This window comes from Acinetobacter sp. RF14B, assembly GCF_006864105.1.
Lineage (GTDB): Bacteria > Pseudomonadota > Gammaproteobacteria > Pseudomonadales > Moraxellaceae > Acinetobacter > Acinetobacter lwoffii_C.
Window position 1 is genome coordinate 1 of record NZ_SMTB01000048.1, and the last position, 21,202, is coordinate 21,202.

Consider the following 21,202-nt stretch of genomic DNA (forward strand, 5'->3'; position numbering starts at 1 on the left):
GTCGTATGGGTGTGGCGACTGCACGCGCAGAAACCATTGACCAGGCACGCGAACTGGCCCAACAGACTGCCGACCAAATTAGCGTTCATCAAAATTAAGCTGAAATACTAACGGATCCCTGTTCATGATCAATACCTTACCTTTGCTGAATTATATTCAAAGCAACCATGACATTCAGGCCATTAACCAGTGGCGTAGCGATGTTGAAAATCAGCTGCAGGAATGTTTTGAAAATGGACAGTCGATTCGTGACATCATTCTGGCACGCTCCAACCTGATTGATGAAGCCTTGCAGTTCCTCTGGAAACATGCCGGGCTGGATCAGACGGAGCTCAGCCTGTTTGCTGTAGGGGGTTATGGCCGCCGTGAAATGCTGCCTTATTCCGACGTCGACATCATGATCCTGTCCGAAAATAAGATTGTCCCTGAACAGGAACAGCGTATTTCGACCTTTATTTCCTCTCTTTGGGATGTGGGTAATTTCAAGCCCGGCATCAGTGTCCGTACGATTAATGAATGTGTGACTCAGGCAAGCAGTGACTTAACAGTGGCCACCTCCCTGATTGAAGCTCGTCTGATTATTGGCAATGAAAACCTGTCTAAATGGCCTCGGCGGATTGTTTCACAGACTTGGACGGATAAGACCTTCTTTGATGCCAAGGTCAATGAACAGCATAAGCGCTATGCTCAGCACAATGACACCGAAAGCAATCTGGAACCAGACATCAAAAATGCCCCAGGCGGCATCCGGGATATTAACCAGATTGGCTGGATTGCCAAACGGCATTTTCGGGTCAACCGTATTTATGACTTGGTGCATCTGGGTTTTATTTCAGAATTTGAACTGGCCGTACTTGAAGAGGCAGAAAGCTTTCTCTGGGAAATCCGCCATCATTTGCACCGTTTGACCAAACGTGATGAAAACCGCCTGCTGTTTGATTATCAGCGGGAAATTGCGGCCAAATTCGGTTATGTACGCGAAGAAGGCCATCATCAGAATTATCCGATTGAACAGTTCATGAAGCGCTATTATCGCAGCGCACAACAGGTGTCTACCCTGAATGAAATGTTGCTGGCTTACTTTAGTGAATCGGTGATTACGCCACGTTTACCGCAGTATGAACGTCAAATTGAAGAAATTAACGAAAACTTCAAGCTGGTCGATGGCAAGCTTGCCGTTCAGCATCACAAAGTTTTTTCAGAAAATCCCAGCGCTATCTTGGAAATTTTTTATTTACTGGCCAACCGCCCGGAAATTGAAGGTATCCGTGCCCGCACATTGCGTCTGCTGACGCTGGCAGCGAAACGGATTGACCAGAGTTTTCGCGATAATCCAATTCATCAGGCACTTTTCATGGCGATTATCCGCTCGCCATATCGCCTGTATGACACTCTAGTAACGATGAAGCGTTATGGCGTACTGGGCAATTATATTCCGGCCTTTGGCCAGATTACCGGCCTGATGCAATATGACCTATTCCATATTTATACCGTGGATGCTCATACTCTGCTCTTACTGCGTAATCTGAACCGCTTTAAGGAACCCGGTTTTGCCAAAGATTTTCCAGTGGTCAGCTCTGTGTTCCAGCGTCTCAGCCGCCGCGATATTGTCTATCTGGCTGCCATTTTCCATGACATTGCCAAAGGGCGTGGCGGTGACCATAGCGAACTCGGAGCAGCTGATGCCATCAAGTTCTGCCGGACGCATGGCTTTACCGAACGCGAATGTAATCTGGTTGCCTGGCTGATTCAAAATCATCTGCTCATGTCAGTTACTGCACAGAAAAAAGACATTTCTGACCCGGATATAGTACGGGAATTTGCAGAAAAAATGGGAGATATGGAACATCTGGATTATCTATACACCCTCACCGTCGCCGATATCAATGCAACCAATCCAAAACTCTGGAATACCTGGCGTGCCTCTTTAATGCGTCAGCTATACACCCATGCCCGTGATGTCATTCGGTCCGGTCTGGGCCGCCCGGTCGATTATAGAATGCTGATTGAAGATACCAAGTTTGCAGCCAGTGAACTCTTGGTTAATGATTTCTCACTCTACGATGTAGAAACCGTCTGGCAGGAGCTGGGCGATGATTATTTCCTGAAAGAATCAGCCGATGAGATTGCCTGGCACACACGCGCCATTTTGGAGCATGGGGACAATCCTGCACCTTTGGTATTAATGCGCGCGCACCGCAAATATGCACAAGATGCAGTCCAGATCTTCATTTATACCCAAGACAAGCCGAACCTGTTTGCCACCACTGTGGCCATTTTGGACCGCATGAATCTGGATGTGCAGGATGCGCGGATTATTACTGCAACCAAAGCATTTAGTCTGGATACCTATGTGGTGCTGGACCGTTTTGGCACTCTGCTCACTGATCCAGAACGCGAAGCAACTGTCATTGACGCGCTGAAAGAGGCCTTGAGTCATTCAGATGAATATCCGGGCCTGATGCAGCGTCGTATTCCTCGCCAGTTACGCCATTTTGATATTGAAAATACGGTCGATATTACTTTAAACCCGGCCTTGAATCAGAATATGGTTGAAATTGCAACGCTGGATCAGCCGGGTCTGCTGGCCAAGATTGGCGGCCTGTTTATGATGCGTGGCCTGGATATTCACTCTGCCAAGATTGCCACCCTAGGCGAACGTGCTGAAGATATTTTCTTCGTCACCAAAAAGGATGGAATTCCGATGACCCAGGCGGAGTCGCTTAGCTTTGCAACTGCGCTCAAAGCGGCTCTGGATGAGGCGTCTCATCAGGTCAATGCTCAACACTAACCCTTTGCTCGGGAATACACGCATGAACTCCAGCTTGTCTTTATTACATCCTTATCCCTTTGAAAAGTTAAACCAGCTTTTTGCCGGCATTCAGCCCGCGGATCTGCCTCTGATTCCTCTGTCTATTGGCGAACCCAAACATCCTGCACCTGAGTTTGTAAAAAAAGCAATTATTGATAATTTACAGCACCTTTCGACTTATCCAAATAGCAAGGGGCTACCCGAGTTACGTACCAGTATTGCCAATTGGCTGAGCCGACGTTTCAAGCTGAATACAGTCAGCGCCGAAAGCCATATTTTGCCAGTTTCAGGCACCCGTGAAGCAATTTTTTCCTTTGTTCAGGCACTCATTAACCGGGAAGATGCCCCTTATGTGGTCATGCCCAATCCCTTCTACCAGATTTATGAAGGGGCGACCTTATTGGCAGGTGCCCAGCCTTATTTCATTAACTGTACTGAAGAAAATGACTACTTGGGTGATTTTGACGCTGTGCCGGCCGCAGTCTGGGAAAAAACTGCCCTACTCTTTGTTTGTACGCCTGGCAATCCGACAGGTGCGGTACTGTCCAAAGAACAGCTTAAAAAGCTGATTGCCCTTTCAGATCAATACGGTTTCGTAATTGCCTCAGATGAATGTTATTCCGAACTCTGGTTTGACGAAGCCCCGACAGGCTTATTGGAAGTTTGTGCTGAAATTGGCCGTGATGATTATAAAAACTGTGTGGTCTTCCATTCGCTGTCTAAGCGTTCCAATCTGCCCGGGATACGTTCAGGCTTTATTGCAGGTGATGCGGCATTACTACACTCCTATTTACAGTACCGGACCTACCACGGCGCAGCCATGCCGGTCCAGCATCAACTGGCTTCTATTGCAGCCTGGAATGATGAAACCCATGTGGAAGAAAACCGCATACAGTACCGAGCCAAGTTTGACCTGTTCCAAAACGAGCTAGGCACTTTATTGCCCCTCAAAAAACCAGATGCCGGTTTTTACTACTGGCTAAAAGTCGATCATGACGAAGAATTTGCCAAAACTCTGATGAAAAAAGTCCATATCAAGGTGCTGCCGGGCCGTTATCTGTCGCGTGAAACTCCAGCGGGCAATCCGGGTGAAAATCATGTACGTTTGGCTCTGGTTGCTGACCTTGCCCAGTGTGAACAGGTGGTGCAGCGTTTAAAAATGATTCTCTGATTGTAGTGCCTCAATCAAAATAAAACCCACTTGCCAGAAGTGGGTTTTTTCATGAAGGTTTATTTTAGTTTAGATATTTGTAGTCAGAATCCCTACGCCTTAGCTTTCGATTTCACTTCAATCACAACGCCTTTTGAATCTCTTCTTCCAGATCTTCCGGCTTGGTCGTGGGTGCAAAACGGTTCAATACTTTGCCATCACGCCCTATCAGAAATTTAGTGAAGTTCCATTTAATGCCATTGCCCAGAATGCCTTTAGAATTATTGGTCAGATAACGGAAAATCGCATGAGCTTCCGGACCTTTTACATCGACTTTGGAAAACATCGGAAAAGATACTCCGTAATTCTTCTGGCAGAATGTACCGATCTGCTCATTCGTACCCGGGTCCTGGCCGCCGAACTGGTTACACGGAAAACCCAATACTTCCAGACCTTGGTCCTTATATTTCTGGTACAGTTTTTCTAATCCGGCGAATTGCGGGGTAAAACCGCATTTACTTGCAGTATTCACGATTAAGAGAACTTTACCTTCATAATCTGCAAGGCTTTTATTTTTTCCATCTAACAATTCAGCTTCAAGCTGATAGATGCTGGTCATGGATAGGTTTCCTCATCATTTTTTTCTTGTGTTTTTAAGTCTAAAGAGGCTGAGTTTACACAATAGCGTAAACCCGTCGGTTCTGGGCCATCTGGAAAAACATGCCCTAAATGTGCGTCACAATGATGACAGGCAATCTCAGTTCTGATCATGCCATGCGAATGATCTGATATTTCTTCAATGGCCGAGTTATTCAGCGGACGAAAGAAACTTGGCCAACCAGAGCCGCTGTCATATTTTGTCTCTGAAGAAAAGAGCGGCGTCCCGCAGCAACGGCAGACATACACGCCATCCTGTTTGGTATTCCAGTACTTTCCGGTAAATGCCGGCTCGGTTCCTTTCTCGCGAGTAATGCGAAACTCTTCTGGTGATAACTCTCTTTGCCATTCCCGGTCGGTTTTATTGAGTTTTCCCATCACTAACTCCTTTAAATCTTTGACATTCAATGTCATGCTTCAGTACTTCCATATTTACGCTAGAGATGAAAAAAATTCTAGCGAAATTTCAGCATAGATTGTGACATTTGCGTAATCTATAGTTTTAAACTCTAAATTAATTGGATGGAATTATGTCCGGCATTGCTAACACAACCCCTCGCGAAATCAAAAAATCATCTAAGCTCGAGCATGTTTGCTACGACATTCGCGGACCTGTGTTACGAGCGGCCAATGAAATGGAAGAAGCCGGACATAAAATTATCAAGTTAAATATTGGCAACCCCGCCCCCTTTGGCTTTGAAGCACCTCAGGAAATTATTAATGATGTTGCGCTCAATCTGCCAAATGCAGTCGGTTATACCGACTCTAAAGGGATTTTCCCGGCACGTAAGGCCATTTGCCAGTATTATCAGCAGAAAGGCATTCTGGATATGCACGTTAATGATGTGTATGTCGGTAATGGTGTTTCCGAGCTGATTGTAATGGCCATGCAAGGCCTGCTGGATGATGGCGATGAAATGCTGATTCCGATGCCGGATTATCCGCTCTGGACTGCGGCAGTCAATCTGTCTGGCGGTACAGCCATCCATTATAAATGTGATGAAGAAAATCACTGGTATCCGGATATTGCGGATATGGAAAGTAAAATCACGCCAAATACCCGTGGTATCGTGATTATTAACCCGAATAACCCGACCGGTTCAGTTTATCCGCGCCATGTGCTGCAACAAATTGTCGATCTGGCTAAAAAATATGACCTGATCCTGTTTGCTGACGAAATTTACGACAAAATCATTTATGACGGGATTGAGCATGTTTCTGTCGCGGCTCTGGCCGGTGACCAGCTATGTATCTCGTTTAACGGTTTATCCAAGGCCTACCGTATTGCAGGTTACCGTTCTGGCTGGATGGCAATCACGGGCGACAGATCACGTGCCATGGATTATATCGAAGGTCTGGACATGCTGGCCTCAATGCGTCTTTGTGCCAACCATCAGGCACAATATGCAATTCAAACGGCGCTCGGCGGCTATCAATCAATTAATGACCTGATCCGTCCAGGCGGACGTTTATATGAGCAGCGCAATATTGCCTGGGAAATGCTGAACGAGATTCCAGGTATCTCCTGTGTCAAACCTGAAGGTGCAATGTACTGCTTCCCGAAACTTGATCCAAATGTCTACCCAGTCGAAGATGATGAAAAACTGATGCTTGATCTGCTACGTGCCGAGAAAGTTTTACTGGTTCAAGGTACGGGCTTTAACTGGCCAACCCCAGATCATTTCCGGGTCGTCTTCCTGCCAGCTGAAAATGAACTGCGTGAAGCCATCACCCGCTTGGGCCGTTTCTTCGCAAAAATGCGTTAATTTTCCAGAGCCCAATAAAAAAACCGCATATATCTATGTGGTTTTTTTATATCTGCAGCAAATTTCCAGTGTGTACCGTGGCTGAACTCTTTAAAACTGGCCTCTCTAGAGGCCATTTACTGAACCCATGGGTTCCTTAAACGGTGATTTTTGCCACAAACCCGACTATTCATGCTATTTTTTAATCAAATATTATAATTTGATGAGCACATGGATGTCCTCAAATACAATCAAACTCAGTCTGTTTCTCTGCCTGAGCATGTGCCTCGGCATTGGTATCCTGCGCTTTTCTTATACGGCACTTTTGCCTGGCACCCGAGAAGCATTTGCCTGGACGACAAATTTTGCCAGCCTGCTGGGCAGTGCCAATTTGCTCGGTTACCTGATCGGGGCGTTTACAGCCATGCGGCTGCCGCAAGACCGGAGCATGGCTCATTATATTCAAATGGCAGCCATTGCAGGCGTGTTCAGTTTACTATGCTGTGCTTTTTCAGGATTTTCCGAGATTTGGTATATCTCTTGGCGTGTCATTTCCGGAATCAGTGGTGGACTCTTGATGATCTTATCGCCGAGTGTGGTGGCGCAGTGTTGCGACCTTCAGGATCGGCTGAAAATCAACTTTATTGGATTTAGCGGAATTGGCCTAGGTGTGCTAGTCGCCACCCTGTTCCTGCCTTATCTGGATCAGATGTCTATCCAGACTGCCTGGCTCATCTTATGCGGTTTTGCCTTGTTTATTTGTTTATGTTTAAGTTTATTGCTCCAACAGTTTAAACCCTATTTGTCCACACAAGCAGCCACCAATTTACCCAAAAATTCTCTAAATTCAGTTTTTTATAGCTTATTGACCGTTTACGCCTGTAGTGCGTTTGCCTATATTCCGCATTCACTTTTCTGGGTTGATTACTTAAGCCATCAGCTCGAACTCAGTTTATTCTGGATTAACTTTAACTGGATTTTATATGGCCTAGGAAGTGCATTAGGTGCCTTAACGGCCTATGCACTGGCGAGAAAATTCGGTAACTTTAGCGCCCTGAAAATTCTTTACAGCTTGTATATTGTCGCTATATTACTGGCAACAGCAAAACAGAGTTCTCTGCTCACTTTCGGCTCTTCTTTTTTTACCGGCCTGCTTAACCCGGCGGTGGTGTTTTTGACTTCTTATACCATTTTACAGCTGTACGGACTGGCTTATAAAAAGCTCTGGAGTATCGCCACCCTATGTTTTGCTGCTGTTCAACTAATTGGTGGCCTTAGTTTTAGTGCTTTGCAATATTTAGGCTTAAGCTATTATCAGCAATTTGTATTGGCTGCGTGTGTGCTTTTGTTGGGAGCACTCCAATTATTCTGGTGTACACACCCCGCCCGACTCAAGTCTCATGAATCCACCCGCTCTCTTGCCGCTCAGGAAGAAGGTAGCAAATAGGGATAAGGATTAGTGGCGCCTTGCTTGCTAAAGTAAATACCATAATGCAAATGCGGTGGAGTGTTTTTGGCATTGCCCGTATTACCCACATAAGCAATGACTTCCCCGGCTTCTACCCAGTCACCCTCCTGAATATGTGCAGCATAATCTTCCAGATGGGCATAATAATGCTGGCTTAAATTCGGCCCAGTTATCCAGATGACTTTTCCACCCAATGAATTGGTTCCCACACGGCGAACAATCCCTTGAGTTGTACTCAGTACAGCTGTTCCACGTCTGGCAAAAATATCAATTCCCTGGTGTTTACGTCCTTCACTGCGCGCAGCACCCCAGGTATCCTGAATCTGGCCGGGTTGAATGCCTTGTACTGGCATGGTCAGCGGTCCGACCAGTTCCGCTTTCTGCAACTGCCAATAGAGATAAGGCGTCTTCCAGCTTCCAGCCTCACCTGAAGGGGGTGGCTGACAGGCCATTAAAAGCACCGCCAAACTGAATAGCATAATAATGGTTTTTATAATTTTCACTCCTACTTATATACCAAGTTTTCCGTTTCCCCTCTTAAGTAAAAGTCTCAATATATTCGGGTCTGTTATTTTGAGTGATGATTCTTATAAGCAAAAGACTAAAACAAAGCCCTCACAAGAGGGCTTTGTTGTTTAAATGAGGGTTGAGAGAAATCTATTTACGCTTTTTCGCACGAGATGGCTTGGAAGGTTGTTGCTGTTGCTGTTGCTGTTGTTCGTCATTCTGAATATTATCTTTTTTGTCCTTTTGCTGGACTTGACGATGTTTAGCCTTAGTTTTTGCCATAAGTTACACTCCTTTGGAGAAGATCTCTATCACTGGAAGTTCATTCATCACTCTAACGTTTATATGAAATAAGCCAATCACCAAGCTGTATCTAAACACGTCAATGTAAAATGACTTCCATTAAACGCTTGAAATTATGTGGGTACTTTTTTAGTTTTTTACAAATTTTACATAAAACTTCATGCTGATACCTGTTTTAACTTTTGTTTGTTTTTTTAAACTTAATTTACTTAAATTTTCCAGTTTCTTTTTATAAAAAACCCGCATTAAATACGGGTTTTTCAGGACAGTACGCCGCGCCCTATTCATCCATATTGTCAATAATGGCATCACCAAATTCGGAACAGCGCAATAAGGTAGCATCTGGCATGAGGCGTTCAAAATCATAAGTCACAGTTTTATCGGCAATCGCACCAGAAACTCCCTTGATGATCAGATCGGCTGCCTCAGTCCAGCCCATATCACGGAGCATCATTTCGGCGGAAAGGATGATTGACCCCGGGTTCACCTTATCCTGTCCGGCATATTTAGGTGCTGTACCATGCGTGGCTTCATAGACCGCAATCGAACCGCCAATATTGGCACCTGGAGCAATACCGATACCACCCACCTCGGCTGCAAGCGCATCGGAAATATAGTCCCCATTCAGGTTCAAGGTCGCAATTACGGAATAATCAGCAGGACGCATCAGAATCTGCTGCAGGAAAGCATCTGCAATCACATCTTTAATAATAATGTCTTTACCTGTTTTAGGATTTTTAATTTTTACCCATGGGCCGCCGTCGAGCAGTTCACCGCCAAAGCGCTCCAGCGCGACTTCATAGCCCCAATCCTTAAACGCCCCTTCGGTATATTTCATGATATTGCCTTTGTGCACCAGCGTTACACTTGGCTTGTTATTGTCAATTGCAAACTGGATGGCCTTACGCACCAGACGCTGCGTCCCCTCTTTAGATACCGGTTTAATGCCAATTCCGCAATTTTCCTCAAAGCGGATTTTGGTCACGCCCATTTCTTCTTTTAAAAACTTGATGACTTTTTTAGCTTCTGGTGAGTCCGCCTTCCATTCAATACCCGCATAAATATCTTCGGAGTTTTCCCGGAAAATAACCATATCGGTCAATTCAGGATTTTGTACAGGAGAAGGTACGCCTTCAAACCAGCGTACCGGGCGCACACAGACATACAGGTCTAATTCCTGACGTAATGCAACATTCAAGGAGCGAATCCCGCCACCCACAGGGGTAGTCAGCGGGCCTTTGATGGAGATTACATAATCACGTAGCGCTTCGAAGGTTTCTTCCGGCATATAGGTGCCATAAATCTTGTTGGCCTTTTCACCGCAATAAACCTCCATCCACTCAATGGAACGCTTGCCTCGATAAGCTTTTAAAATGGCAGCATCTACCACTTTTTGCATGGTCGGGGTAATATCTACACCAATACCGTCCCCCTCAATAAAAGGAATGATAGAATTATTGGGTACATTTAATGAGAGGTCTGCATTGACGGTTATTTTATTCCCATCCGCAGGCACCACGATTTTTTGATAACCCATTGTACAAGTTCTCCCTTTGTAGCTGGCGAATTTCAAAATATTTGCCAAATAGACAATACGTTCAACTTTTCTTCACGCCTCATATTCTAATCGTATTTTAAACTGTTCGAGATTTATACAGGCAATAGCCACATTTCCCGGTTAAATAAAACGCAATGTTTTGCAGTTTTATGTAATTACAGAAGCCATTTCCTATAAAAATCGTCATTGAATATCAGATTCTGTCTTAATCAATATTAGTCTGTGAGAGCCACCTGGCTTTGTTACATACCGCTGCTCTTAAAGGCATCTTCAACACGATCATTTCACAATCAAGAAGCCAGTATCTACAATCTATTGCACCGCCCATTGCTCTTCCTATAACCAAGCTTTAATTAAGCCAGGCAATCTCTCCATCTGGTTTGATCCTAAGACTCAAGGATATGGCCTAGCCATAAGGTAAACACGGGCAAAATCCAACCTATGCTGATACAGCACTTCAATACTGTAGACAATTGATTCAGATCGTTCAGCACATGTCATGATTCCTCCAAGAAAAAATGTAAAGCCTTAGAAAGACAAAAAAAATTGAATCTTAAGAGAGAAATGAATTATTGAAAATCATCAAATGTCTAGGAAGAGCGATGGGGAAAAGTAGTCTGCGTATCATCACCGCAGCTTGGTCGAAACTAAGCTGCATTGCATCCAACTATTGAGCGATAAATTAAGGGCTAGAAACTTTCCTGATCAGGTGGATAAAATTCACACACGTTTAGCAGTTCTCAACAGATTCACAAAATTAGGTCAATCTCATACCCACATTGTGCCTTGGATTTGAGTCGCTTGGGGGTAACTCTGACTTCTAAATCTTTATGCAACAGAGCCAATTTTAATTGTATAAAATACTCACAATTTTGAAATTGCCCATTAATTCTTATCCGCTGCCGATAAAAAAATCCCCTGCCAATAATGCATATTTAGCAGGGTTTTGTATGCTTTAATCTGTCTGGCGAAAAATATAAAACTATACGACTAACCCCCGAAGATTTGTCTTCGGATTTTCCAGATGAGTTCACTTAAATTATTAAATTTGACGACTGGATAGAATTTTGTGTTACTTTTCATTTGGTTTTCTTACAGAACCAAGACAAACAATAACATCCTCCAAGTAATTTCTTCATTAAGGTTTAGTCTTATTTTTTTGTCTAATGTAAGAGTAAATACATGAATACTTTATCTAAAATCGCTTTAGCTACTTTAATTTCTACTAACTGTGCAATTGCTGTTGCTGCTGAAGCTCAACCTACTGAAGCTCCTGCATCAGAAGTCGCGACTCAAGAAGCTAGCGCTTCTGAAGCTACAACCAACGAAAGTGCTGCAACTCAAGAAGCAACAAAATAATTTTAATCTAGGTCTGCACAAACCTAAAGAACCCACATATTTAGTGGGTTTTTTTATTTTATCCAAAACACTTTGGCATAGACCTAAGCAGAGCAAATTACAGGTTTGCACAGCGCCATACTTTCTGCGAATTATTAAATGTCTCTCAAATAATCCCGACACACTTTAATTTTTTCATCATTAACTGTGGACTCAATTTCAGGCATACTATGCAAGCCAAATAGGCAAAACCAGAATTAATAGCTTTATTGAAACTGATTCTATAAAACCTCCCGCAGGAGGTTTTAAAAATAATGAATGCTGCAGCTTATTTTTTATAAATCGGATCAGGTAAATCCATTCTATTTTCAGACATTGCTTTTCTGGCTACATCTGGCAAATCGGTAATAACACCATCCACACCAATACCGATCAAATGATTTATAGTTTCAATATCAGATACAGTCCACGGAATAACTTTTAAATTATTTTGATGTGCTTTTTCCACCATTTCTTTAGTCGTATATGGCACATAGTTAAAATCGCCTATTTTTCCATTCTGTGGATTACCATGTACGGGTGAAACAGCATCTGCACCAAAGGACTTAACCGCTGCTATTAAGTCACCATTAAAATCATCAATATCTAACCCACCTAACCAAGGGGATTTACCTGGTTGACCTACTTGTAAAAACTGCTGTCCATTTGTTAAAGCAATAATCGGTAATTTAGGATTTAGCTCTTTCACAAGCATTAAAGCTCCCCAATCAAAACTCTGAATTGTAATCTGATTTTCAAATCCTGATTTTTTCACTTCCTCTAAAACAGCTTTAACGAATTGCTCGCGCGGTGCAGTTTGCTCTGGCGCTCCGGCCTCTATCTTGGTCTCAATATTCATTAAGACATTTTCTGATTTATATTTTTTAACTAAAGTAAAAAATTCTTTAAGAGTTAGCATTTTAGCACCAGGGCTAGTCAGCTGCTGTGGGTAGTCTTTTAAGCGCAAAGAACCACAATCCATTGTTTTAATCTGCTCTAAAGTTAAGTCTTTTATATATTTTCCAACATACGGGTAATCTAGATCCCCCACAAAAGCAGGGCCTGTATCTAGACACTTATTTTTAGAAATTTGACGATCATGTGTTACTACTACTTTTCCATCTTTAGTAACTTGTGTATCTAATTCTAATGTAGTTACTCCCATTTCAAGCGCATTGCTAAATGAGGCAATACTACTCTCTGTTCTTAAACCTAATCCTCCTCTATGTGCCTGAAGATCAAAGTCCCTGTCTTTAAAGAACAAATGTTTTTCTTCTGAATCAGGATTTGATACTTGGATATCATCATTTTCATTATCACACCCTGATAAAAAAAGTACTGAACCGATTAAAATTGCTAAAAGTGACTTACTCATATTAAAGCTTCATATTTTTTTAAGAAGCAGCAAGATTAAGTCATGCATATTACAAGATGATTAGAACGCTATAATTTCATAGTGTTGAATAATAAAAAGCCCATCATTTGATGAGCTTTTTAACACCGGGTCAATTTTGTATAGAACGACCACTCTACAAATAGTAGTGTCTTATATAAAGCTTTTCTGTCAATTCAGCTTTTCTCAAGTTTTCACGGTAAATATCAGCATAAAAACTATCTCATTACGCATACTTAAAAGAATGATTTCCACCATATCTTCGATTGAAGCAATAGCACCACAACGATTTCAACAAAGGTTGAAGAGGTGTCATGTTGGAAAGTGCTGGTGGAATCCGAGCGAAAGAGTTTATGCAGTTACTGGCTATTGAAAAGGATAAATTTTATGCGCTAGTAAATTCTGGCGACCTTCAGCAACCAATTTGTCCGAAAAAGACGTGTGCTGGTAGCCATCGTACGTCAAGAATAAAGTTGAAGAACATAAAACAGAATCTGCTATGATAGCCCACACATAGTGGGCTTTTATTTACCAACTTTTACCCCTACTTCTCCCAAAGCGGGTAACCAAACGGGTAAGATTAAAACCACAATAAAATTATCTTATATTTTTTAGTAGGTTACAGTGAAAATTGTCATTCTAAACAAACCTTATGACGTCCTCTCCCAATTCCGCGCTGATGAAAAACATCAGACCATGGCGGATTTCATTGATGATCCGGATTTACGCATCGCAGGCCGTCTAGATATGGATTCGGAAGGTCTGATGTTCCTGACCGATCATGGCGGCTTGAACCAGTTTATTACCAACCCGGCGAATAAAAAATTCAAGACCTATCTGGTTCAGGTCGATGGTGAGATGACCGAAGAAGCGCTAGAGCAGCTTCGTAAAGGTGTCGAGCTGAATGATGGAGTGACTTTGCCAGCACAGGCGATTAAAGTCGCTGAACCGGAATGGTTATGGGAGCGTAATCCTCCAGTACGTTATCGCGCTTCAGTGCCGACGTCGTGGGTGGAAGTTTCGATTTGTGAAGGCCGTAACCGCCAGGTTCGTCGTATGACCGCTGCTGTTGGCTTTCCAACGCTGCGCCTGATTCGTACTAAAATCGGTTCAATTGATCTGGTACAGATGGGCCTACAACCGGGTGAAACCAAAGAAATCGAACCGCTGCTGTATCCAGACTTTAAAGATGTGCCTGCACAAGAACCTTATCGTTCACGTTCTTATGTGAAGAAACCGGGCGGCAGCGGCGGCAAACCTATGCATAAAAATGCCAGTAAAGCTGGGGCAGCCAAGAAAAAAACGGGTACCCCACGTATCTGGCAAATGGAAGAAAGTGAAAAGCCTCGTCGCAAGACCAATGGTACTACCCGTCCAAATACCAAATCACGTGGTCGTGGACGAAATGGTCGTTAATATTTAATGCTCCTGGCCAAAATAATAGACAGCTCCTGCCTCTAAAGATAACCTAACTTTAATCTTTGGAGACATATTGAGGGCTATCTTGTGCAGCAGTGCTGCTCAAGTCCTGACTTTAAACAGCAAGCACTTGATTATGCTCTTTCAAACTCACACGAGCCCATCGCTGCAATCGCCCAAAAATCAGGTGTGGGTTATTCAAGCTTAGACAAAGGGATTAGTGAAACTAATCCAACGGGTTCAAGTAAACGTCAACTTGAACCAGAAGAGCAGCGGAGTTTGGAATTAAAGAAAGAAGTCAAACAGCTCAAGGAAGCCAATAGCATCTTCAAAAAGCGCGTGTGTACTTTCTGACAGATCATGCCAAGAAAAGTACACGGTAATGCAAGATCTGAATGTGAATGAAGTCACGGTATCTTCTGCCTGTAAATGTTAGGTATCAGCACTTCAGGCTATTATGCCTGGCGCAAACGCCAGGCCGATACAGCGCTTAAAAGCCGTATATTGGCAGCAAGCTGCACGAGTGGTGCACTTTTATTGGTATATGACATACATGATTTAGATTATGGCAGAGCGAACGTACCGTTCGAAGGATGCTAGAAAAAGCTTGGTTTACGTAGCAGGATTGCAGGTAAATGCAAGCATACAACTGATTCGAACCATCGTTTGCCTACACGCCAATTTACAGTCACTCAGCGAAGCAATGCGTCTCAGGACAACAGATATTAGCTATATCCCTTATCCAAACCTTGTTAGCTGTATTGATGTGGGAGGCTGGATCTGTTTAGCCGTCCTATTGTCGGTTGGCAAACCAGCCATCGAATAGACCGTCAATTGGTGTGTGATGTGTTTAATTATGCAAAAGCTTCTTTCACCCATTTAAAAGCCCATGTGCTACATGGCAATGTGTTGACCACTCGAAAAGAGGCAAAAGCTGTCTTGTTTGACTATATTAAAGTCTATTACAATCGGGTCAGAAGGCATTCTGCAAATGGTCGGTTAAGCCTTTAAGCAGAAATATTTTAAGAATTTAGAGAGATCGATTGCTCACGATACTGTCTAGGATCAAAAAAACATAAACCATTAGAGCGATAATATTTAAAGTGTAGCAACCATAGTCTTAGCTCTTATAACTAATGCTAAAAAAACCATTATAAAAAAGCTTATTCAGTTATGAAATATAGTACTGAATAAGCTTAAAAGGTGAATATTGAAATTCAATAATGGCAACTCTTAAACCATTGCTGGATCGCTAACAGAGTCTTTACCTATCTCTACACGACCAGCAAAGCGTCTATAAAACTTATTATCTTGACTACATGTAACAGCAAAATCATACCATTGCCATGCTTCTCCCAAATCCCAGTAATGAGTAACAGTCTGTTGAGCTTTAACATTAATTTTAATAGACTCATCTGTACGATAAGCAAGAGGTGTTAAAATAAAATCGATTTCTTTAGTCGAAATATTAATCAAATCCACATAGACATTGCCATTATTAATGTCATAACACACTCGTATTTCAGGATTGATTTCTAAGTATTTATTGCGGTTTAGATCTCCTCGAAAATGTCGATGATAGCCGTTTGGTCCGAGCACCCAAAGGTCGTACATTCCTTGGTTATCCTGTTGTACCTTCCAGACATCATCTAGTGTTTTTCCTGCTTCTACAATGTACCGACGCGGAATCGTATCAAGGTTTAACTTGTCATAGACATGAAAAACTGCGCCTTGTGTACCTGTATTAGAGAAGATGAGCTTAACTGTTCCATCGTTTTGACAACGGGCACTGGTATGTAATTCATAAGGCAATGCTTTAGAACGCCGAATTCCGCTAGTTTGAAGTGGGAGTTTTAAATGAGTTGGAATTGGAACATTCGGTAATTTTTGTTGTTCTGAGCGGAGCAGATCTGCTTGCTCACGAGTTTTTTTACCACTCAACTCTGGCATCACATCATCATTTGGATTTTCAAAGTTAAAGGCCGAAGTGAGGTCACCACAAATTGCGCGACGATAAGGGCTGATATTGCTTTCTGTTACACCAAAACGCTTTTCTAAAAACATTAGTACCGAAGTATGATCAAATACTTGAGAATTAACGATCCCACCACGACTCCAAGGTGAAATTACAAATAATGGTACACGTGGACCAGGCCCATACACGCCATTATCTTTTTTAGGCTGACTGGTACTCCCCAGTGGCGCATCATGTACATAATATTCATGTCGCATATCGGCTTCGCTGAGCGTTGATTTTCCTGCATATGTATTATTTGCTTGAAGCGTGGGAGCAGATGGAGATGGAACATGATCAAAATAACCATCATTTTCATCAAAATTAATTAAGAAAACTGTTTTACTCCAAACCTCTGGTACTGCTGTTAGAGCATCCAAAATTTCTTGAATAAACCAGGCACCTTGTACTGGGCTTGATGGTCCAGGATGCTCACAATAGATTGATGGTGCATTGATCCAGGAAACTTGAGGTAATTTTCCTGTTTTTATATCCCTTTTAAAAGCATCTAAAAACTCTTCAGGGTTATTCCCGGGTAGAGTATTGGCTATGCCTTTATAGAGTGGATTTTGAGCATTATCAGTTGACGCATCATAAGCTTTATAAGGTAAAGTTTGTGCTGCCTTATTATATGGGCTATTGGGTGCACCGCCACTCGAAACTGGATAACCTGAAGCAATATTGGCTTTTTTAAAAGTACGAAACGCCCCTAGCATGTTATCGCCCCATTCATCAGGCATATTTTGATAACAAATCCAATTAATACCAGCTTCTTCTAAACGTTCAGCATAAGTTTTCCATGTGTAGCCGATATCAACATTTTTGGGGTCGCCATCAATCCAATCCCATTCATTATTAACAAAAGCCGTACCAGTCGGTACTGCTCCATTAGTACCTGTTAAATGAAATGAACGATTGGCATCTGTACCTGTATGCATCGAACAATGATATGCATCACAAATGGTAAAGGCATTAGCTAAAGCAAACTGATAAGGGATTTCCTGTTCTTTAAAATAACCCATTGCATAATCAGTTTTATACGTTGGCCAATTGGTCATTCGGCCATTGTCCCAAGCTTTTTGGCTATCTATCCACGTATGATTCGTACCAGGTGCGCGTTGCGCATTATTCATTGATCCATCTAAATGAAAGGGCGTTAATAATGAACCATCACGACGTTGTTGTTGCCAAACATTACGCCCATTTTGTAAAGGAATAGTGAAACGATCTGCAAAACCGCGAACCCCTTTTAATGTTCCAAAATAATGGTCAAATGAGCGGTTTTCTTGCATTAAAATAACGACATGCTCAACATCCTGGATTGTTCCTGTTTTATTATTTGCAGGAATAGCTAATGCTTTTTGGATACTGGCTGGAAATGTAGATAAGGCAGCAGCACCAAAACTTGTCTTAAGCGTATTTACTAAAAATTGACGACGATTAATCACAGTATTTCCCTTTTTACTTTTATGGTGCACAACGTATTAATGGTTCTTTGGAGTTATCAGGTGGAGTTATAGACTGATCATCATTTGAATCATTGCAGGCAGTGAGTAGGAGTAAAATTGGCAGAAAATATGTTGGCTTAAAACTGCCCTTTAATTTTTTCAGCATTTGCTTTATCCATAGAAAAGAAGCTAATACCTTAGATAAGTGATATGACAATAGGGTGTAATATCTAATATGACTTCACAGATATATGATTCACATCAACATGATTGCTTTTTCTTGTAACCTTAAAATGGAAAGTAAAAAATATAAGAAAATATATAAGGTTACATATAATTATCATCCATTTAATATAATGGCTGTTATACAAAATAGAAAGGCCTAGACCACAACCTAGGCTTTAAACTTAAAAAATACATAAAAATCAAGTTCGTAGACTTAATTTTTAAGCTTCATATAACGTGTATTAGGTTAATTTTAGGAAAACTTTATAATCTTTGTGAAAGTGACATAATAAAAGAAGCTTCAAGTATCACTATAAAACTTAGGTTCATACCGAATTTTTAATACTTTATTTAGAAAGCAGGATAAAGCTGATACATTAAGAATGACATTATAAAGATGGTACCAGTAATGAAAATTAAATATCCCATTCTAAAATTGGTCGTAAGCTGCCTTTGCTTCAACTCCACATATGCAATAGCCTCTCCTGTCTTTCCCAATAATGATAAAGTCCAAACGTCGAATATCTCCAGTAGAACACCAGGAACAATCCTATCGATAAAAGAAGAGAATATCGATCTATTTACCAATGCTTCACAGCGGTTCTTGATCACTTACCGTAGTCGTGGAGTACAGTCTGAACCAATTGTAACTTCAGGATATCTCTTACTCCCTAAAGGTAAAGTACCCCAAGGAGGTTGGCCTGTTCTTGCTTGGGCTCATGGCACAACTGGTGTAGCAGACACTTGTGCGCCTTCAGGAGATTATGCCGACGGTCCAGTTCATCCTTATCAACAAATTGCTGCTAAAGCACTAAATGCCTGGCTTGCTCGCGGATATGCAGTCGTCGCCCCTGATTATCAGGGTTTAGGTACCCCCGGTGGACATCCCTATATGAATGCACAAAGTCAGTTATACACTGTCGTTGATGCTGTCCGGGCAGCCCACCTTTTAAAACCTTATAAATTTAGTAAAGACTGGTATGTTATGGGTCATAGTCAAGGAGGTGCAGCTTCCCTTAAGGTGGCTACTGATGGCCGAAAAGATGCACCTGAGCTCAATTTAAAAGGTGCCATTGCACTCGCACCAGGTGGCTATCAATACCAAGGAATCGCTGAATACGTAACAACCCATACTCCAATTGAAACCGGTGTGGCCGCATTTTTTCCAATTGTGCTTTTGGGAGCAGAAGCCGCAGATCCTAGCCTGGCTCCAGCAAATTTAGTTAGCTCAGACATGACTAAAGTTCTAAATTATGCACGTAATCGCTGTTTGTCAGAATTACAATCTGAGCTAAAGGCAGCACCTCAAACAGTTTTTAAACCAAATGCAAATTTGGCACCTTTGACAAATTATTTAAAAAAACAGTCTATTGAGAATATGACACCTATTGTGCCAACGCTCATTGTACAAGGTGATAAAGATCAGCTGGTAGATTACCGTGGTACTTATGCTTACTATCAGCAAGTATGTAAGAAGCAAAGACCTATTTCCTTTCACCTAATCAAAAATGGAGATCATCGTGACTCTTTAAGACAAAGTGAACTCCTGATTGGAAGCTTTATCAATTCAGTTGAACAAGGGAAAATTGTAAATACCTGCAATTCAAAATGATGCGGTAGATTTAGGATTTTGAACTCAAAATAAAACTCTGCCGTAGAAGAATTAAATATTTCGAGTCTTAATATACATATGGGAATAAATCAAAATGATGCCACAAAGTTTATTATCACTGACGAATAAAATAGCACTTGTAACAGGCGGTGCAGCAGGTATTGGGAAAGCCAGCGCTCTCATTCTTGCACAAGCAGGCTCGGACGTTATGATTGCCGATTTAAATTTAGAAGCAGCTAAACATACAGCAGAAGAAATCAAGCAGCTGACCGGACGCAACATACAATATGTTGCATGTAATATTCTGCAAGATGATCAATTGGTCAATGCAGTGAATAAAACAATCGAAACCTTTGGTCATATTCACATCTTGGTGAACAATGCGGGAGGCGGCGGCGGTGGCCGTGAATCTCCTGATCAAATTAGCGTAGATACTATAGAGCGTGATTTTCAGCTTAATGTGTTTGCTGCTTGGCGATTGTGTCAACTCGTCGCACCGCATATGAATAAAGCTGGCTATGGTTCAATAATAAATATCAGCTCTATGAGTTCAATTAACAAAAGCCCTGCTATGAGCGGATATGCATCATCAAAAGCTGCTTTAAACCATATGGTCGCTAATTTAGCCCATGATTTTGGTCCGAATATACGTATTAATGCGGTAGGGCCTGGAGCGATTCGTACCGCAGCATTAGAAAAAGTACTGCAACCTGACATTGAAAAAAGAATGCTTTCCCATACCCCATTACAACGATTAGGTGAGCCAGAAGATATCGCGAGAGCTGTATTATTCTTTGCCTCACCTCTTTCATCATGGGTTTCTGGCCAAACCTTATTTGTAAATGGTGGTGGTGTACAAACACTGGATTAAAGAGTGCGATCTAAAACCTAAAATTATTTTAAGTTGAATAGGATGTGCTATCTGTATTTGCCGGCATAGTAACAGGCCTAAAGCTGCTACATAGATCTCAACTGAATCTACCTCCATTTAATATAATGGGTGTATATGAAATAAGAAAATCCTAGACCAGTGTCTAGGATTTTAACTTAAAAAACATATAAGAATTAATAACATAAAATATATTGTGCAGCTTAATATAATTGGTATTAGGTTAATTTCAGGGAAACTTAATCACGTTCTAATACAGCTTTAGGTGATGCTGATTAATCCGCTAGAGATAACTTTTTAGAAGAGCGGTAGTTTAAAAATTTTCTCTATTTTTAATGCATAGCAATAAGTTGGACTTTATTGTCTATCTATTGGATAAAGTATTTTCTTTAATATTGGTTAAAATCAGCCCATACAAATGATAATTATGACTCATAAAAACATAGTTGTTTAATAAATAAACAGGCTTTTAAGTTTCCTTTTATATTACTGACTATAATTAACCCGAATCGCGGATAAGAAATTAACTTGAAAAATAGGAGGACTAGAGCCATCAGTTGAGTTACCACACAAAACCCACAACTCTAGTCCCGATGTTCAATAGTACCGAATTATTCTGTGTAAT

Annotated in this window: 16 protein-coding genes and 2 pseudogenes; 11 read left to right on the forward strand and 7 right to left on the reverse strand. The window is 41.7% G+C overall.

Features of this window, described 5'->3' with window-relative positions; genetic code table 11:
- The 3 genes from E2K52_RS15735 to dapC all read left to right on the forward strand — a co-directional run.
- A partial coding sequence (locus E2K52_RS15735) for a hypothetical protein (RefSeq protein WP_413772991.1) occupies window positions 1-98 on the forward strand: 98 nt, incomplete at its 5' end.
- 26 nt (window positions 99-124) lie between these two features.
- Window positions 125-2,791 carry a [protein-PII] uridylyltransferase gene (glnD, locus tag E2K52_RS08645; RefSeq protein ID WP_151204747.1) on the forward strand — a complete coding sequence of 889 codons (2,667 nt, stop codon included), beginning with the start codon at window positions 125-127 and terminating at the stop codon, window positions 2,789-2,791.
- 22 nt (window positions 2,792-2,813) lie between these two features.
- Window positions 2,814-3,983 carry a succinyldiaminopimelate transaminase gene (gene dapC / locus E2K52_RS08650; protein WP_151204748.1) on the forward strand — a complete coding sequence of 390 codons (1,170 nt, stop codon included), beginning with the start codon at window positions 2,814-2,816 and terminating at the stop codon, window positions 3,981-3,983.
- Window positions 3,984-4,104: 121 nt separating this feature from the next.
- On the opposite strand, the gene E2K52_RS08655 is transcribed toward dapC, so the two are convergent.
- Together E2K52_RS08655 and msrB are read right to left on the reverse strand one after the other, a co-directional pair.
- Window positions 4,105-4,581: a glutathione peroxidase gene (locus tag E2K52_RS08655; RefSeq protein WP_151204749.1), complete on the reverse strand. Its 477-nt coding sequence runs from the start codon at window positions 4,579-4,581 to the stop codon at window positions 4,105-4,107.
- Window positions 4,578-4,997 (reverse strand): peptide-methionine (R)-S-oxide reductase MsrB, encoded by a 420-nt coding sequence (gene msrB, locus E2K52_RS08660; protein ID WP_151204750.1) that lies wholly within the window; start codon window positions 4,995-4,997, stop codon window positions 4,578-4,580. The genes E2K52_RS08655 and msrB overlap by 4 nt, the downstream gene beginning before the upstream one ends.
- A 152-nt stretch (window positions 4,998-5,149) precedes the next feature.
- On the opposite strand from msrB, the gene E2K52_RS08665 reads away from it, so the two are divergent.
- On the forward strand, window positions 5,150-6,385 hold the full coding sequence (locus E2K52_RS08665) for a pyridoxal phosphate-dependent aminotransferase (protein ID WP_151204751.1): 1,236 nt from the start codon (window positions 5,150-5,152) through the stop codon (window positions 6,383-6,385).
- Window positions 6,386-6,599: 214 nt separating this feature from the next.
- Window positions 6,600-7,811: a YbfB/YjiJ family MFS transporter gene (locus E2K52_RS08670; protein WP_151204752.1), complete on the forward strand. Its 1,212-nt coding sequence runs from the start codon at window positions 6,600-6,602 to the stop codon at window positions 7,809-7,811.
- Here the strand turns inward: E2K52_RS08670 and E2K52_RS08675 are convergent.
- The 3 genes from E2K52_RS08675 to icd form a co-directional block, all read right to left on the reverse strand.
- Window positions 7,790-8,311, reverse strand: coding sequence for a M23 family metallopeptidase (locus E2K52_RS08675; RefSeq protein WP_151204758.1), 522 nt, complete (start codon window positions 8,309-8,311; stop codon window positions 7,790-7,792). The genes E2K52_RS08670 and E2K52_RS08675 overlap by 22 nt on opposite strands.
- Before the next feature lie 178 nt (window positions 8,312-8,489).
- Window positions 8,490-8,621: a hypothetical protein gene (locus E2K52_RS15585; RefSeq protein ID WP_264765940.1), complete on the reverse strand. Its 132-nt coding sequence runs from the start codon at window positions 8,619-8,621 to the stop codon at window positions 8,490-8,492.
- Between the two features lie 301 nt (window positions 8,622-8,922).
- Entirely contained in the window at window positions 8,923-10,179 is a 1,257-nt protein-coding gene (gene icd / locus E2K52_RS08680; protein ID WP_151204753.1) for an NADP-dependent isocitrate dehydrogenase, read from the reverse strand.
- Between the two features lie 310 nt (window positions 10,180-10,489).
- Here icd and E2K52_RS08685 point away from each other — a divergent pair.
- A pseudogene (locus E2K52_RS08685) lies at window positions 10,490-10,996 on the forward strand (hypothetical protein).
- Window positions 10,997-11,382: 386 nt separating this feature from the next.
- Window positions 11,383-11,559, forward strand: a complete 177-nt coding sequence (locus tag E2K52_RS15060) for a hypothetical protein (protein WP_153228192.1) — start codon at window positions 11,383-11,385, stop codon at window positions 11,557-11,559.
- Between the two features lie 307 nt (window positions 11,560-11,866).
- Here the strand turns inward: E2K52_RS15060 and E2K52_RS08690 are convergent, their stop codons facing one another.
- Window positions 11,867-12,952 carry a glycerophosphodiester phosphodiesterase gene (locus tag E2K52_RS08690; RefSeq protein ID WP_151204754.1) on the reverse strand — a complete coding sequence of 362 codons (1,086 nt, stop codon included), beginning with the start codon at window positions 12,950-12,952 and terminating at the stop codon, window positions 11,867-11,869.
- Window positions 12,953-13,594: 642 nt separating this feature from the next.
- Between E2K52_RS08690 and E2K52_RS08695 the strand changes: the two genes are divergently transcribed.
- Entirely contained in the window at window positions 13,595-14,386 is a 792-nt protein-coding gene (locus E2K52_RS08695; protein ID WP_151204755.1) for an rRNA large subunit pseudouridine synthase E, read from the forward strand.
- 90 nt (window positions 14,387-14,476) lie between these two features.
- Window positions 14,477-15,452 (forward strand): annotated as a pseudogene (locus E2K52_RS08700) (IS3 family transposase).
- A gap of 170 nt (window positions 15,453-15,622) precedes the next feature.
- Here E2K52_RS08700 and E2K52_RS08705 read toward each other — a convergent pair.
- Window positions 15,623-17,851 (reverse strand): phosphocholine-specific phospholipase C, encoded by a 2,229-nt coding sequence (locus tag E2K52_RS08705; RefSeq protein WP_151204756.1) that lies wholly within the window; start codon window positions 17,849-17,851, stop codon window positions 15,623-15,625.
- A gap of 622 nt (window positions 17,852-18,473) precedes the next feature.
- Between E2K52_RS08705 and E2K52_RS08710 the strand changes: the two genes are divergently transcribed.
- Both E2K52_RS08710 and E2K52_RS08715 read left to right on the forward strand, forming a co-directional pair.
- Complete coding sequence (locus tag E2K52_RS08710) at window positions 18,474-19,688, forward strand: alpha/beta hydrolase family protein (RefSeq protein WP_413772990.1); 1,215 nt, start codon at window positions 18,474-18,476, stop codon at window positions 19,686-19,688.
- A 97-nt stretch (window positions 19,689-19,785) separates the two neighbouring features.
- On the forward strand, window positions 19,786-20,559 hold the full coding sequence (locus E2K52_RS08715) for a glucose 1-dehydrogenase (RefSeq protein ID WP_151204759.1): 774 nt from the start codon (window positions 19,786-19,788) through the stop codon (window positions 20,557-20,559).
- Window positions 20,560-21,202 lie beyond the last annotated feature (643 nt).